The 14,445-nt window shown below is 65.7% G+C and carries 12 protein-coding genes; 9 read left to right on the top strand and 3 right to left on the bottom strand.

Going from position 1 to position 14,445, the window contains the following annotated elements; genetic code table 11:
- Positions 1 to 62: 62 nt before the first annotated feature.
- Together adh and AC3WN8_RS15590 are read right to left on the bottom strand one after the other, a co-directional pair.
- Complete coding sequence (gene adh, locus AC3WN8_RS15595; RefSeq protein WP_492670408.1) at positions 63 to 1,580, bottom strand: aldehyde dehydrogenase; 1,518 nt, start codon at positions 1,578 to 1,580, stop codon at positions 63 to 65.
- A 150-nt stretch (positions 1,581 to 1,730) separates the two neighbouring features.
- Positions 1,731 to 2,687, bottom strand: coding sequence for a GAF domain-containing protein (locus AC3WN8_RS15590; RefSeq protein ID WP_492670368.1), 957 nt, complete (start codon positions 2,685 to 2,687; stop codon positions 1,731 to 1,733).
- Positions 2,688 to 2,877: 190 nt separating this feature from the next.
- On the opposite strand from AC3WN8_RS15590, the gene AC3WN8_RS15585 reads away from it, so the two are divergent.
- The gene (locus AC3WN8_RS15585; RefSeq protein ID WP_492670367.1) at positions 2,878 to 4,179 is read left to right on the top strand and encodes a leucyl aminopeptidase family protein; all 1,302 of its coding nucleotides are present in this window, start codon (positions 2,878 to 2,880) and stop codon (positions 4,177 to 4,179) included.
- A 9-nt stretch (positions 4,180 to 4,188) separates the two neighbouring features.
- On the opposite strand, the gene AC3WN8_RS15580 is transcribed toward AC3WN8_RS15585, so the two are convergent.
- Positions 4,189 to 4,854 carry a GntR family transcriptional regulator gene (locus AC3WN8_RS15580; RefSeq protein ID WP_492670366.1) on the bottom strand — a complete coding sequence of 222 codons (666 nt, stop codon included), beginning with the start codon at positions 4,852 to 4,854 and terminating at the stop codon, positions 4,189 to 4,191.
- A gap of 101 nt (positions 4,855 to 4,955) precedes the next feature.
- Here AC3WN8_RS15580 and AC3WN8_RS15575 point away from each other — a divergent pair, with 101 nt between their 5' ends.
- The 8 genes from AC3WN8_RS15575 (at position 4,956) to AC3WN8_RS15540 (ending at position 14,445) form a co-directional block, all read left to right on the top strand.
- Positions 4,956 to 5,801 carry a carbon-nitrogen hydrolase family protein gene (locus AC3WN8_RS15575; RefSeq protein WP_492670365.1) on the top strand — a complete coding sequence of 282 codons (846 nt, stop codon included), beginning with the start codon at positions 4,956 to 4,958 and terminating at the stop codon, positions 5,799 to 5,801.
- Entirely contained in the window at positions 5,798 to 6,682 is an 885-nt protein-coding gene (locus AC3WN8_RS15570) for a proline iminopeptidase-family hydrolase (RefSeq protein WP_492670364.1), read from the top strand. Before AC3WN8_RS15575 ends, AC3WN8_RS15570 begins: the two co-directional genes overlap by 4 nt.
- A gap of 97 nt (positions 6,683 to 6,779) precedes the next feature.
- Positions 6,780 to 8,897, top strand: coding sequence for a TonB-dependent receptor (locus tag AC3WN8_RS15565; protein WP_492670363.1), 2,118 nt, complete (start codon positions 6,780 to 6,782; stop codon positions 8,895 to 8,897).
- A 70-nt stretch (positions 8,898 to 8,967) separates the two neighbouring features.
- Positions 8,968 to 9,801, top strand: coding sequence for a hypothetical protein (locus AC3WN8_RS15560; protein ID WP_492670362.1), 834 nt, complete (start codon positions 8,968 to 8,970; stop codon positions 9,799 to 9,801).
- On the top strand, positions 9,788 to 10,552 hold the full coding sequence (locus AC3WN8_RS15555; RefSeq protein WP_492670361.1) for an HpcH/HpaI aldolase family protein: 765 nt from the start codon (positions 9,788 to 9,790) through the stop codon (positions 10,550 to 10,552). The genes AC3WN8_RS15560 and AC3WN8_RS15555 overlap by 14 nt, the downstream gene beginning before the upstream one ends.
- Positions 10,549 to 11,670 carry an ABC transporter substrate-binding protein gene (locus tag AC3WN8_RS15550; protein WP_492670360.1) on the top strand — a complete coding sequence of 374 codons (1,122 nt, stop codon included), beginning with the start codon at positions 10,549 to 10,551 and terminating at the stop codon, positions 11,668 to 11,670. The genes AC3WN8_RS15555 and AC3WN8_RS15550 overlap by 4 nt, the downstream gene beginning before the upstream one ends.
- On the top strand, positions 11,667 to 13,379 hold the full coding sequence (locus tag AC3WN8_RS15545) for an ABC transporter permease (protein ID WP_492670359.1): 1,713 nt from the start codon (positions 11,667 to 11,669) through the stop codon (positions 13,377 to 13,379). Before AC3WN8_RS15550 ends, AC3WN8_RS15545 begins: the two co-directional genes overlap by 4 nt.
- Complete coding sequence (locus AC3WN8_RS15540; protein WP_492670358.1) at positions 13,372 to 14,445, top strand: ABC transporter ATP-binding protein; 1,074 nt, start codon at positions 13,372 to 13,374, stop codon at positions 14,443 to 14,445. The genes AC3WN8_RS15545 and AC3WN8_RS15540 overlap by 8 nt, the downstream gene beginning before the upstream one ends.

Here is a 14,445-nt window from a genome sequence, read left to right as displayed (position 1 = left end):
GAGTCGGCAGGTGATTCCACCTGCCTCGAAATCACTCTTGATCGCCGGACCGCCCAGGCCGGTCAGAAGAAGCCGAGCTTCTTGGGGCTGTAGCTGACCAGCATATTCTTGGTTTGCTGATAATGGTCGAGCATCATCTTGTGGGTTTCGCGCCCGATGCCCGATTGTTTGTAGCCGCCGAACGCCGCGTGCGCGGGATAGGCGTGGTAGCAATTGGTCCAGACGCGGCCCGCGCGGATGGCACGGCCGAAGCGGTAGCAGGTATTGGCGTCGCGGCTCCAGACGCCTGCGCCCAGGCCGTAGAGCGTGTCGTTGGCGATCTCGAGCGCTTCGGTCTCGTCCTTGAAGGTCGCGACCGACAGCACCGGCCCGAAAATCTCCTCCTGGAATATCCGCATGCCGTTATGGCCCTTGAACACCGTCGGCTGCACATAATAGCCGCCCGACAATTCGCCGCCCAGATCGGCGGCCGCGCCCCCGATCAGCAACTCGGCGCCTTCCTGCTTGCCGATATCGATATAGCTCAGGATCTTGTCGCACTGCTCCGACGAGGCCTGGGCGCCGATCATCGTCGCGGGATCGAGCGGATTGCCCTGGACGATCGCTGCGACCCGCTTGAGCGCGCGTTCCATGAACCGGTCGTAGATGCGTTCATGGACAAGCGCGCGGCTGGGACAGGTGCAGACCTCGCCCTGGTTGAGCGCGAACATCACGAAGCCCTCGATCGCCTTGTCGAGGAAATCGTCGTCCTCGCGCGCGACATCCTCGAAGAAGATATTGGGGCTCTTGCCACCCAGCTCCAGCGTGACCGGGATCAGGTTGGCGCTGGCATATTGCATGATCAGCCGGCCGGTCGAGGTCTCGCCGGTGAAGGCGACCTTGGCGATCCGGTTCGACGAAGCGAGCGGCTTGCCCGCTTCCAGGCCGAAGCCGTTGACGATGTTGAGCACGCCCGGCGGCAGCAGATCGCCGACCAGCTCTATCCACACCATGATCGATGCCGGCGTCTGTTCGGCGGGCTTCAGCACCACGCAATTGCCCGCGGCGAGCGCTGGGGCGAGCTTCCATGCCGCCATCAGGATCGGGAAGTTCCAGGGGATGATCTGCGCGACCACGCCGAGCGGTTCGTGGAAATGATAGGCGATGGTGTCCTGGTCGATCTCCCCGATCGATCCCTCCTGGCCGCGGATCGCACCCGCGAAATAGCGGAAATGGTCGATCGCCAGCGGAATGTCGGCGGCGGTGGTCTCGCGGATCGGCTTGCCATTGTCCCAGGTCTCGGCGAGCGCGAGCGCTTCGAGATTTTCCTCCATCCGGTCGGCGATGCGGTTGAGGATCAGCGCGCGCTCGGCGGCGGAGGTGCGGCCCCAGGCGTCCTTGGCGGCATGCGCGGCGTCGAGCGCTGCCTCGATATCGGCGGCGTCCGATCGGGCCACCTCGCCGACGGGCCTGCCGGTGACGGGCGAGATATTCTCGAAATAGCGGCCCGATTTCGGCGCCACCCATTGGCCGCCGATGAAATTGTCGTAGCGCGCGGCGAACGGCGCCTTCAGCGTTGAAGCGCGATCCTGAACGATCATGTCCATATCAGCTTGTCCTCTTCCCAAGAAACTGCCGTTTGCCGGCGTCGCGGGCGAGATTAGCGTCGATGGCGTGCAGCGCGGAAGCGCCGCTCCGAAACGCCGGCCTCCAACTGTCTCAATATCGAGACAGGTGGCCGGCGCATCGCGTCATTGGCGCAGGCCCGAGCGCGACATGCGCCGATAGAGTGTCGCGCGGCCGATCCCCAGCAGCTGCGCCGCCTTGCTTGCATTGCCGCCGGCCTGGGCGAGCGCACGGCGCAGGACCGCGCGGTCGCCATCCTCGAACGATGGTGATTCCCCGCGCCCGAGCAATTGGTCGAGCGGGCGCGGATCGGCGAGCACCGCATCGTCCAGGCCCAGCTTCAGCCGCGCCGCCCGGCTTGCACCGACCACCAGATCGTCGCGGTCGGCGGCGAGCAATGCCGTGCCGTGCGTTGGATCGTCGGCCAGGAAGATGATCCGCGTGCCTTCGAAATGGCTGCAGAAATAGTCGCGCTCGATTCGCCGTGCCGCGTCGCGGACGAATGCGATAATGATCTCCGCCATCGCCGAACCGTGATCGTCGCGGCAGGTGGAGATATCGAGTGCGGCGACCAGCCGTCCGTGCGGATCATGGACGGGGGCATCCATGCAGCTGATCCCGATATTGCGGCTCGCGAAATGCTGGTCGCGATGGATCACCACCGGCCTGTCCTCGAACAGGCAGGTGCCGATGCCATTGGTGCCTTCCTCCGCCTCGGCCCAGCGGGCGCCATCGGCGAGTCCGGCCTGCGAGAATTCGCGATCGTCTCCGGCGCCGATCCGGCGTTCGAGGATCACGCCGTGCGCGTCGCTCAGGATCACGCCGCACCCCGACCGTCCGACCGAGCGGAACATCTGGTCGAGCACGGGATTGGCCACGTCCAGCAAGGGGCGATGCGCATCGCGCAGCGCACGCAGCGACGATTCGTCGATCAGTTCGCGCGTGCGTCCGTCGGTGGGATCGAGACCGTGATGAAGCGCGGAACGGCACCAGGATGCGGCCACCGGCGAAACCGCCGCGCTGGTCGTCGACTGCACCGTGTCGAACACGATGTCTGCATGGGGGGATATGGCCCGATTCATCCTTGCTCCAGTCCCCCGAGGCTGCGCCCGACCGAAGGCGGAGTCAAACCCCGGATTGCACGGGTGTCGTCGCCCCGCCGGTTTGCGTGGCCATTGCGAATATTGTAGTAGCCAAAATATGCGCCAATATGAACCTTGCTCGCGATCCTGGTGTTTTTCCGAAGCGACGGGCGGCATCGCGGTCCGATTCGTGTCCAGCCACGATCTGCCGCACCTGCCGGACGAAGCTGGATCGCATATCGGTTCCTGGCTGCGCATGTCGGGTTTCCGGGCGCGCATGGGCGAATATCTGCTCCTGCCAGACAACAAAGGTGAGCCATCTGAAATGCTCGTCGGCACCGGCAAGGGCGCGCCGACCGATCCGGCCACCTATGCGTTGTCGGTGCGCCGATTGCCGGCCGGGCTTTACCGGTTGCGCGACGAAGATGGGCCGGTCGGGGCGATTGCGATCGGCTGGGCGCTGGGCAGCCATGGCTGCGCGGGGGCGGTCGGCCCCATGCTGGCCTGGCCTGCGCGTCTCGATCCGGCGATCGCCGTGCTTGCCGATATGGAGCGCTGGGCCCGCGATCTCATCGACATGCCCGGCGGCGAACTCGGGCCCGACGAACTCGCCGCCGAGGCCAGCCGTCTGGCGGAGCGTCACGGTGCGCAGGTTGCGATCGTCCGGGGGGAGGCGCTGGTCGCGCACGGCCTGCCCGGCATATTCGCGGTGGGCAAGGGCAGCAGCCGTCCGCCGCTGTTGATCGATCTGCGCTGGGGCGATCCGGACGCGCCGCGCGTGGCCCTGGTGGGCAAGGGCGTCTGTTTCGATGCCGGCGGACTCGATCTCAAGCGCCAGCCCGAGATCGCGATGATGAAAAGCGACATGGCGGGCGCCGCGCATGTCCTGGCGCTCGCGGCTTTGGTCATGGAGGCCGGGCTGAACATATCGCTGCGCGTGCTGATCCCCGCAGTGGACAATCTGCCCTCCGCGACATCGGTCATGCCCGGCGACATGGTCCGCAACCGCAACGGGCAGACCATCGAGATCGTCAATACCGATTATGAGGGGCGGATCCTGCTCGCCGATGCATTGGCGCTCGCCGCGGAGGAACAGCCGGCGCTGCTGATCGATTTCGCGAGCCTGACGACGACCGGGCTCGGGCCGGATATCGCCGCCTTGTTCGCACGGCAGGACGAGACCGGTGCCGCACTGCTGCGTGCCGCAGCGGAAACGCAAGACGCCCTGTGCCGGCTGCCGCTCCATGCCGGCTATCGGCCGTCGATCCGTGCTGAGGCTGCGCAGCTCACCAATTTTCCGCCGCTCGAACATGGCATATCGAGCATCGCGGCGGCGCTGTTCCTGGCGGAGTTCGTCCCGCCAGCGCTCGACTGGGTCCATCTCGATATCGAGAGCTGGAACGTGATGCGCGACATCCCGCGTCCTTATGGCGGTAACGTCAGCGGGCTGCGCGCCGTCTGGCGCATGCTGGAGACGCGCTTCGGCGCTTGAGACTGGCTGCTAAGCCTCGAACTGCGCGGTCGCGAGTACGGTGCCGCCTTCGCGCCAGCGATTGAGGTGGCGGTCGACCAGTGCGACCAGCCCATCGGCGTCGCGCGCTTCCAGCAGCCGCACCATCTCGGCATGGTCCTGGTTGCTCTGGCGGATCGAGGCGTGTGAGCGCCAGCCGCGTGCGCCGGGCAGGCCGCGCTGGCGCATCGCGGTGATTTCGCCAGCCAGGATGCGGTTGCCGCAGGTCGCGTAGAAGCGATCGTGGAAAGTGAAATTGAGATCGCGCAACATCTCCATCTCGCCTGTGTCGATCGCATTTTCGAAGCGTTCAACCAGCGTGCGCAATTCGAGCAGATCCTCTTCGTCGCGATGCTTCACCGCAAGCCGCACCGCCGCCGTTTCCAGCACCGTGCGCGTATGGATCAGGTCCTCGCGCTCGCGCTCGGTCAGGTTGATGACGCGATAGCCGCGATTGGGGATATGCTCGATCAGGTGGCGCGTCTTCAGGTCGAGCAGCGCCATGCGCACGTCGAAGCGGTGCGCATTGTACATCGTCTCGATATCGGCCTGTTTCAGCCATTCTCCGGGCCTGAACATGCCCGCGATCAGGTCGGCCTCGAGCAGGCTGGTGACGCCGCGACTCTCCTCCGGCGTCTTCGCCGTTGACTTGCGCACAATAGTAGCCAATCTTTGCTGCCAATAACGAGCAACTTTTCTAGCATCTGTCTGGCGCGCTGGCCAGCGGCGGCTGGCAATTTTCCGAGGGAGACGAGATCGTGATCGATGAAGGGAAGACGCTACGCGTCGCCGCGGTGCAGATGTGCGCGACGCCCGACGTGGCGGCCAATCTCGCCGCGGCCGAAGCGGCGGCGCGGGAGGCTGCAGGCAAGGGCGCACAATGGATCGCCTTTCCGGAAGCCTTTGACTGTCTGGTGCCGACCGCGGCGGAAATGCATGCTTATGCGCGGCCCGAAGAGGATCATCCGGCGGTGCGGAGCTTCACGCGCCTCTCGCGCGAGTTAGGGCGCTGGCTGCTCGCCGGTTCGGTCTCGGTCCGCTCCGCCGACGATGCCGTCGTCAACCGGACCCTGGTCTTCTCGCCCGAAGGCGTCATCACCGCGCGCTACGACAAGATCCATCTGTTCGACATCGATCTGCCCAATGGCGAATCCTCGCGCGAGTCGGATTTCTACCGCCCTGGCGGCACGGCGGTGGTCGCCGATCTCGATGGCGTCGGGCTGGGGCTCAGCATCTGCTACGATATCCGTTTCCCGCAATTGCTGCGCGCGCTGGGCCAGGGCGGCGCCCGGGTGATCGCGACGCCCGCCGCGTTCAGCAACTATACCGGGCCGCTCCATTGGGAACCCCTGTTGCGCACGCGCGCGATCGAGACCGGCTGCTTCGTGATCGCCGCCGCCCAGTGCGGCGACAATTATCCCGGTCGCGTCAGCCATGGCCAGTCGATGATCATCGATCCCTGGGGACGGGTGATGGCGCGCGCCGGCGATGCGCCGGCGGTGATCCTCGCCGATCTCGATCTGGCCGAGGTCGACCGGTTCCGCGCCGCGATCCCATCGCTTGCCAAGGGGCGCGACTTTGCCGTCGGGACGGTGGCGCAATGACGATCGAAGCGACACGCCTGCCGATCCGCCTCGCCGGCGGACATATGGTGATGGGCTATTGCTACGGTGACGGGCCGGAGACGCTGATGCTGGCCAATGGCGGGCCGGGACTGCCGAGCCTGTATCTGCGCGCACCCCATGCCCGACTCGCGGCGAAGGGCTGGCGCGTGATCACCTGGGATCAGCTCGGCTGCGGCGATTCCGACCGGCCCGACGACCGGTCTCTCTGGACGCTCGAACGCTATGTCGACGAGGCCGATCAGGTGCGCGCGGCGTTCGGCGCGGATCGCGTGCATTTCCTCGGGCATAGCTGGGGGACGTGGCTGGGCACCGAATATGCGCTGACCCATCCCGATCGCGTGAAGAGCTATATCGTCGCCGACGGCGCGTGCGATATTCCGCACCTCGTCTCCGAACTCGGCCGGCTGCGGCTGGCGCTGGGCGGAGAGACGGTGACGATGATGACCGCGCACGAGGCGGCGGGCTCGATCGACCATCCCGAATATCAGGCGGCGATCACCCTGCTCAACCATCGTCATGTCTGCCGTCTGGCCGAATGGCCGGCGACGCTGACCGATGCGCTCGCCGACTGGAACATGGCGCCGTACGAAACGATGCAGGGGCCGAACGAGTTCACCTATACCGGCAATATGAAGGACTGGAATCGCGTGCCCGACATGGGCGCGATCCAGGCGCCGTGCCTGGTGCTGTGCGGCCGGTACGACGAACTGACGCCCGCCTGCTCGATGCGCATGCATGCGGCACTGCCATCGTCGCGAATCCATATATTCCCGCACAGTTCGCACATGCCGTTCTACGAAGAACCTGATGCCTATTTCACTGTTCTGGAACGATTTTTGCACGATGTTTCGTCCCTATGAGATTTCTGTTGCTGAAATTGGCTACAAATAGTAGCCAATGTGAGCGACACCGGAGAATCAAGGTCTTCGGGCGTGGGGACAGGGAAGGGGTGAGATTATGCGCGGACTGAAGATTCTGATGATGACGACGGCGCTCGCGGCACTGCCGATGGCGGCGCATGCCCAGGCGGTGGCCGAGGCGGAAGAGGGCGATGGCGACATCGTCGTCACGGCCACCCGGCTTGGCGAGACCATCGCCGATTTCCCGGGATCCTCGACCGTGGTCAACGCCGCGCAGCTCGAAAGCCAACTCGCGACGACGCGCGATCTTGGCAGCGTTCTCGCCTTTTCGGTTCCGGGCCTGTCCGCATCGAGCAACACTGCGGCCAATGTCGAACAGGGCCTGCGTGGCCGTCCGCTGCGTATCTTCGTCGACGGTGTGCCGGTTTCCAACCCGCTGCGTGACGGCGGTCGCGACCTGCGCCTGATCGCCCCCACCGCGATCGGCGCGATCGAGGTGATCCGCGGCGCTTCCGCCATTTACGGCCAGGGCGGTGCCGGCGGCATCATCAACTATGTCACGAAGCGCGGCAAGGCGGGCGATGCCTGGACCTTCCGCACCGAAGCCGGGCTGGGCTTCTCCACCCAGAATGTCGGCGACAGCCTCAATCCGATGATCCTGCAGAGCGGATCCGGGGCGATCGGCGATTTCGACGTCACTTTCGCCGGCAGCTATGAGCGGGTGAACGGCCAGTTCGATGCCGAGGGCGATCGCCTGCCGCCCGATCCGCAGAATTTCGGCGGCATCGCCGATTCCGATATCTGGAACTTCTTCGGCAAGGTCGGCTATAATTTCGGCGGACAGCGCCTTGAGGCGATGTTCAACTATTATGACCAGCACCAGCGCAGCGACTTCATTCCCACAGGCGGCAATGTTGCGCTGGGGCAGAAGGTGCGCGCGGTGCGCGGCAGCTACGATCCGCGCGCGATCGATCCGATCAACCGCAACGTCATGGGCTATCTCGCCTATTTCAACGACAATCTGCTCGGCACCTTCCACGCCCAGCTCTATCATCTCAGCAGCTATTCGGTGTTCTCGTTCAACGCCGCGCGACTGGGCGGCACGCAGACCACGATCAATTCGAAGAAGACCGGCCTCCAGGCCGATTTCAAGACGCAGTTCGAAACGCTCGGGCTGGGCGACGGCTATTTCCTGTGGGGCGTCGATATCGCGCGCGACACGACCGAACAGCCGCTGATCCCGCTGACCGACAAGCCGGGCGACGGGCGCACCTTCACCCCGCCGCTCAAGCAGATGAACTATGCGGCGTTCATCCAGATCGACAAACCGATCACGCCCTGGCTGTCGCTCAATGCGGGCATCCGTCATGACGAATTCACGCTCGACATCGACGATTTCGTCGCCGGCCTCACCAATGTCCATGTCGCCGGGGGCAAGCTCAAATACAGCGCGACGCCGGTGAATATCGGTCTGAAGGCGCGGGTCGGGCCCGAGCTGGAGCTGTTCGGCGGCTTCTCCCAGGGGTTCTCGATCCCCGATATCGGATCGCCGCTGCGCAGCGTGGTCGCACCCAACCTCAACGGTTTTCGTCCGGAGCCGCAGCTCGTGAACAATTACGAGATCGGCGTGCGCGGCAAGATCGCCGGCATCAGCTATTCCGCCGCTTATTATATCAGCACCGCCGATTTCGGGACGGACTTCGTGATCGACACGGTCAACCCCACCGAGGCGCTGACCTTGCGCGAAAAGGAAAAGGTGCAGGGCTGGGAAGTCAGCCTGAGCGGCACCATCGCAACCAGCACCCGGTGGATGGCGAATTATTCGCACAATCAGGGGCGCCGCGACGCGAACAAGGACGGCAAGCTCGATACGCCGCTCACCAATCGCCGCATCGGGCCCGACCAGTTCAACCTCGCGGTCGATCACGACATCACCACCGACTGGTCGGTGCGCCTGCAATATAATCACTCGGGCTCGCGCAATGCCTTTCCCGGCTCGGCGGCGGGCAATTTCTACACCGGCCGCATTCGCCCGACCGATCGCATCGATCTGTCGACCAAGTTCAAGGCCGATCCCTTCGATGTGAGCGTCGGCGTCAACAACCTGCTCAACGAGGATTATTTCTCGGTCTCGGCACAGCTCATCAACCGCAACGAGCTCTACACCAAGGCCGAGGGGCGGACCGTCTATGTGAAGCTCGGCGTCAACTACTGAGCGTTCGCATATCCCGACAGACCCGAATGAAGGCAGCCGGCCGTTCGTGCCGGCTGCCGAGAGGAACCGCATGACTCCGTCGACCCAGCCGCCCAGCCTTTCGCCTTATGATCTGGGGGCGACGCCCGCCACAGCCTGCGCGATGGATCAGCGCTTCTCCTATTGCCTCTATGTTCCCCGCGACGGGGATCCGGCGACGCGGCGTATGCTCGTCGCGGTGCATGGCACCGGGCGCGGCAACCAGGTGGTTCGCGACAGCTTCACGGCGCTCGCCGACCGGCTGAACCTGATCATCCTCGCGCCGCTCTTTCCGTGCGGGATCGATGACCCGAACGATCGCGACAACTATAAATATATCGAATATCGCGGTATCCGGTTCGATCATGTGTTGCTGGCCATGATCGACGAGGTCGCCGCGAAATACGGCGTCACCGACACAAGTTTCGGCCTGTTCGGCTTTTCGGGCGGGGCGCATTTCGCGCATCGTTTCTATTATCTCTATCCTGAACGCCTGTCGGCCGTGTCGGTCTGCGCGCCGGGATCGCCGACATTGCCCGATCCGGATCGCCCCTGGTGGGTCGGCGTCGCCGATATGGAGGCACGCTTCGGTCGCCCGCTCAACCTGCCGGCGATGCGCGCGGTGCCCGTCCATCTCGCCGTCGGCACGCGCGATGTCGAGACCTGGGAAATCACGCACCGGCCGGGCAGTGCGCACTGGATGGACGGTGCCAACGATACCGGCGACACAAGGGTCGAGCGGATCGGCGCGCTGCACGATGCGCTGCGCGCGTCGGACATCGATGTGCGGCTCGATCTGGTCGAAGATACGGCGCATGAATATGAGCCGCTCGTGCGGCAGGCGATGGCCTTTTTCGCCGAAACGCTCGGCGATGTTGCGCGCTAATCGTCTGAAGCGCCGGCTGGCGGCCGGCGCGCCATCGCTCGGCTGCTGGCTGTTCATGGGCAGTCCGCCTGCGGCGGAACTGCTGTCGCATCTGCCGTTCGACGCGCTGATCGCCGATCTGGAGCATCGCAGCACCGGCATCGGCGCGATGACCGACCAGCTGCGCGCCGCCAATGGCGGCACCCAGCCGACCCTGCTGGTGCGCGTGCCCGACGGACGGCCCGAAACGGTGAAGCCGGTGCTCGACAGCGGTGCCGAAGGGCTGCTGCTGCCCTGTGTCGAGCGCGCCGAGGATCTGGCCGGACTGGTCGCGGCGGCAAGCTATCCGCCGCATGGCGTACGCGGGCTGCATTACACCGTCTCGCGTGCGTCGGGCTGGGGCGCCTATGCCGACGATTATCCCGCCCATGCCGCCAGCGAGACGCTGATCGTCGCGATGATCGAATCCGCCGCCGGGGTTCAGGCGATCCCCGAGATGGCGAAGGTTGCGGGCATCGACATGTTTTTCATCGGCCCGCTCGACCTGTCGGCAAGCATAGGTGTGGCGGGGCGTTGGGACGATCCCGGCTTTCTCGATCTGTGGCGCGAAGCCGAGCGGCGCATCGTTGAAAGCGGCGTCGCGCTGGGCGGGACGATCCTGCCTGGTCATGGTGCTGCGGCGCTGTTCGAGCGCGGCTATCGCTTCGCGACGCTGGGTGCGGATGCCGGCTTTCTCCGCAATGCGGCGCTCGCCGCGCTCGAAGTGGTATGACCGAGATGGACGAGGGTAGCGGAACGCTTTCGCGCCGGATGCTGCTGGCGGGCGGCGCCGCGACGCTGTTCGCCGGGGGCGCCGAGCAACGCGCCGAAGCGGATACGCGCCTCGTTGCAGCCGCACGGCGCGAGCCCCCGGTGCGCATCTATTCCAATATGTCGCAATATAATTGGCGTCCGGTCCTCGCCGGATTGCGCCAAGCCTATCCGACGCTCGCGATCGAGACGATCGACATGGGGCCGACCGAGCTGTTCGAACGCTATTATGCCGAAAGCGCGGCGGGCCGCCGCAGTGCCGACATGCTGATCAGCAATGCGCCCGATGCGTGGCTGCGCCTGGTCGGACGCGGGCAGGTGCTGCCCTATCGCAGCAGCCAGATCGCGGCGCTGCCCGGCTGGAGCCTGCCTTTCCCAGGGCTCTACACGCTGTCGGCGGATCCGATGCTGCTCATCTACAACAAGGCTTTGCTCGATCCGCCGCTACGCCCGACCGGGCTGCTGCATCTGGCGCAAATCGCCGCCACCAATCCGCGCAAGTTCCGCCACCGCATCACCACCTATGACGCGGCCAGCCATGCGCTCGCATATGCGCTGCAGCGCGCCGCGATCGTCGCGGGCAAGCCCGGCGGCTGGGATCTGATGCAGCGGCTGGCGCCCTATACGCGCCTCGAAACCGGCGGGGCGACGATGTTGGACAAGGTCACGACCGGCGAATATCTCGCCGGCTTCCATGTCTCGGCGGTGACGGTGCTGCCGCAGATGCGCACCAAGGGACGCGCGCAGCTGCTCGACTGGACATTGTGCCGCGACGGCACCCCGCTGGCGCTGCGCGGCATGGCGATCACCAAAGCGACGCGCACCCCGGCGGGATCGCGGCTGGTGCTCGACTGGCTGCTGTCGCGCACCGGGCAGATCGCTGCGGCCAATGGCGGGCTTACGCCCTGCCGGCGCGACATCGCCGAGCGCGAAGTGCCCTTCCTGACGATCGACGGCATCGTGCGCCGGCTCGGCGGTACCGCGCCGATCGTGCTGGTCGGTTATGACCGGCGGCTGATCGCCGACTATCCCGGGTTCATCGCGCGTTGGAAGCGCGTCTTCGCACCGGTGCGGGCATGAGCACGGCTGTCCGCGATCCCGCCATGGGCTGGGCCGGCCGCGCGCTGACGATCCAATGGGGCGTCGCGCTGCTGACGCTGCTGCTCGTCGTCGCGCCGCTCGGCCCGATCCTATGGCAGTCCTTTCTCGACCGGCCGCTCTACGAGGCGGGCGCGGTGCTCGGCTTCGCGAATTATGTCCGGCTGTTCGGCGATCCGGACTTCCATGCGGTGCTGCGCAACTCCTTCGTCTTTGCAGCGCTGGCGACGGCGATCGCGGTGCTGGCGGGCGTCGCCTTCACCCTGTTCCTCGAACGGACCCGGCTGCCCGGCCGCAATCTGCTGCGCAACCTGCTGATGTGGCCGCTCTATATCTCACAGCTCGTCACCGCCTTTTCCTGGTACACGCTCTACGGCCCGGCCGGCTATTTCACCCTGCTTGGCGAGCGCATCTTCGGGGTGCCGCTATGGGATATGTATTCGGTTCCCGGCATGGCGATCCTGGGCGGCGTCACCCAGGCGCCCGTGGTCTATCTGTTCTGCGCCAGCAATGCGCGCATGGCCGATGCCACGCTGGAGGATGCCGCGCGCAGCGTCGGCGCGGGGCCGTTCCGGATCCTGTGGTCGGTGGCGCTGCCGATGCTGCGTCCGCCGATCATCTACAGCGCGATCCTGGTCTTTATCGGTTCGCTTGAGACGCTGGCGATCCCGCTGATCTTCGGCCGGCCGGTTGGGATCGAGTTCTTCACCACCTTCCTCTACAGCAAGGGGCTCGGCGCGATCACGCCCGACTATGGCATGATCGGCGCCGCAGCCTCGCTGCTGCTGGTGATCGTGACGCTGCTGCTGGTCGTGCAGGGGCTGTTGCTGCGCCGCGCCGGCCGGTTCGTGTCGGTCAAGGGCAAGTCGCAGCGGCCCAAGCGGATTGATCTCGGCGCGGGCGGTTATGTCGTCTCCGCCCTGCTCGCGCTCTATCTGCTCGTCGGCGTGCTGCTGCCGATGGCGGCGGTGCTGCTGCGCGCCTTCACTACTTTCCTCACGCCGTTGCTGTCGCCGTTCGACCTGCTGACCCTGGAGAATTTCCAGAGCATCTTCGATTATCCGGTCCATGTCCGCGCGATCGTCAACAGCGTGGTGATCGCGAGTGTCGGCGGGCTGGTCGCGACCGTGCTGATCGCGGTGATCGCGCTGGTCATCCGCCGTTCGACCTTCCCCTTTGCCCGGGTGCTCGAATATGTCGCGCTTTATCCGCGCGCGATGCCGGGGATCGTCGCGGGCATCGGTTTCTTCTGGGCGATGCTGTTGCTGCCTTTCATCGGCGCGCTTTCGGGCACGATCTGGATCCTGATGATCGCCTTCACCATGCGCGGCATTCCAACCGCCTATGGTGCGATCGCGCCGGCGCTGATGCAGATCGGGCCGGAACTGGACCAGAGCGCGCGGTCGCTCGGCGCGGACTGGTGGACGGCAGTGACGCGGATCATCCTGCCGCTGACCAAGCCGGCGCTGTTCGCGGCCTATACGCTGCTGTTCCTGAGCTTCCTCAAGGAATATTCGGCCGCCGTCTTCCTCTATGCGCCGGGGGCCGAGATCATCGGCACCACCATGCTGTCCTTCTGGGCGGAGGGCGAAGGCGGCGCGGTCGCGGCGCTTTCGGTGATCCAGCTTCTCATTACCCTGGCGTTCGTCCTGATCGCCAATCGCTTCACGAGGACGCATCGCGATGTCTGAGGTCGTCATCGACAATCTGGGCAAACATTATGGCGCGGTCCGCGCGCTCGACAATGTCAGCCTGCACGTCGCGGAAGGCGAGTTCGTCACCCTGCTGGGGCCGTCGGGCTGCGGCAAGTCGACCACGCTCTTCGCGCTGGCCGGGCTCGACCGCCCGACCGAAGGCACGATCCGCGTCGGCGATCGCGTCTTTTTCGACGCGGCGGCGGGGATCGACGTGCCGGCGGAGCGGCGCGGCATCGGCCTGGTCTTCCAATCCTATGCGCTGTGGCCGCATATGACGGTGCGCCAGAATCTCGCTTTCCCCCTGAAGCTGCGCAAAGTGTCCAGGGCCGAACAGGCGGTGCGCATCGAAGAGGCGCTGGCGCTGGTCGATCTGACCGGTCTTGGCGAGCGGCTGCCGCACGAATTGTCGGGCGGACAGCAGCAGCGCGTCGCGCTGGCGCGCACGCTCGTCTTCCGCCCCTCGCTGCTGCTGCTCGACGAGCCGCTCTCCAATCTCGACGCCAAGCTGCGGCACAAGGCGCGCGACTGGTTGAAACAGCTCCAGCGCCAGCTCGGCCTCACCACGCTCTACGTCACCCACGACCAGGAAGAGGCGCTGGCGATGAGCGACCGGATCGCGGTGATGCAGGCGGGCAGGATCGTCCAGCTCGACACGCCCGAACGTATCTATCGCCGCCCGGCGACGCGCTTCGTCGCCGACTTCATCGGCGCAGGCAATTTCCTGCCGGTGCGTTTTGTCGCGTTCGACGGCGACGGACGGGCGCTGGTCGAGACGACGGGCGGCATAAGGCTGGTTACCGCGGCGACGGCGGCGCCGACATCGGCTGCCGCGCTGATGGTGACCATCCGCCCGCAGCATCTGCGGCTGTCGGCGGCACCGCTCGACGGCGAGAACAGCCTGACCGGCGCGATCGTCGATCGCACCTATCTCGGCGCGCGCCACGGCTATACGATCGCGATCGGGGATCAGCGGATCCAGGCGGAGTCGGAACAGCTTTTCGAACCCGGCGCGATCCATCTGGCCTTTCGCGCCGAGGACACGCTGCTGCTGGACGGATAG

The organism is Sphingobium sp. FW305-3-2-15-F-TSA7 (assembly GCF_058787155.1).
This window is presented reverse-complemented; position numbering and strand designations above follow the sequence as displayed.

Coding starts and splice junctions, on each gene's coding strand:
- AC3WN8_RS15545 (WP_492670359.1), top strand. CDS start 11,667: ATGAGCACGGCTGTCCGCGATCCCGCCATGGGCTGGGCCGGCCGCGCG.
- AC3WN8_RS15590 (WP_492670368.1), bottom strand. CDS start 2,687: ATGAATCGGGCCATATCCCCCCATGCAGACATCGTGTTCGACACGGTG.
- AC3WN8_RS15565 (WP_492670363.1), top strand. CDS start 6,780: ATGCGCGGACTGAAGATTCTGATGATGACGACGGCGCTCGCGGCACTG.
- AC3WN8_RS15540 (WP_492670358.1), top strand. CDS start 13,372: ATGTCTGAGGTCGTCATCGACAATCTGGGCAAACATTATGGCGCGGTC.
- AC3WN8_RS15555 (WP_492670361.1), top strand. CDS start 9,788: ATGTTGCGCGCTAATCGTCTGAAGCGCCGGCTGGCGGCCGGCGCGCCA.
- AC3WN8_RS15570 (WP_492670364.1), top strand. CDS start 5,798: ATGACGATCGAAGCGACACGCCTGCCGATCCGCCTCGCCGGCGGACAT.
- AC3WN8_RS15550 (WP_492670360.1), top strand. CDS start 10,549: ATGACCGAGATGGACGAGGGTAGCGGAACGCTTTCGCGCCGGATGCTG.
- AC3WN8_RS15560 (WP_492670362.1), top strand. CDS start 8,968: ATGACTCCGTCGACCCAGCCGCCCAGCCTTTCGCCTTATGATCTGGGG.
- adh (WP_492670408.1), bottom strand. CDS start 1,580: ATGATCGTTCAGGATCGCGCTTCAACGCTGAAGGCGCCGTTCGCCGCG.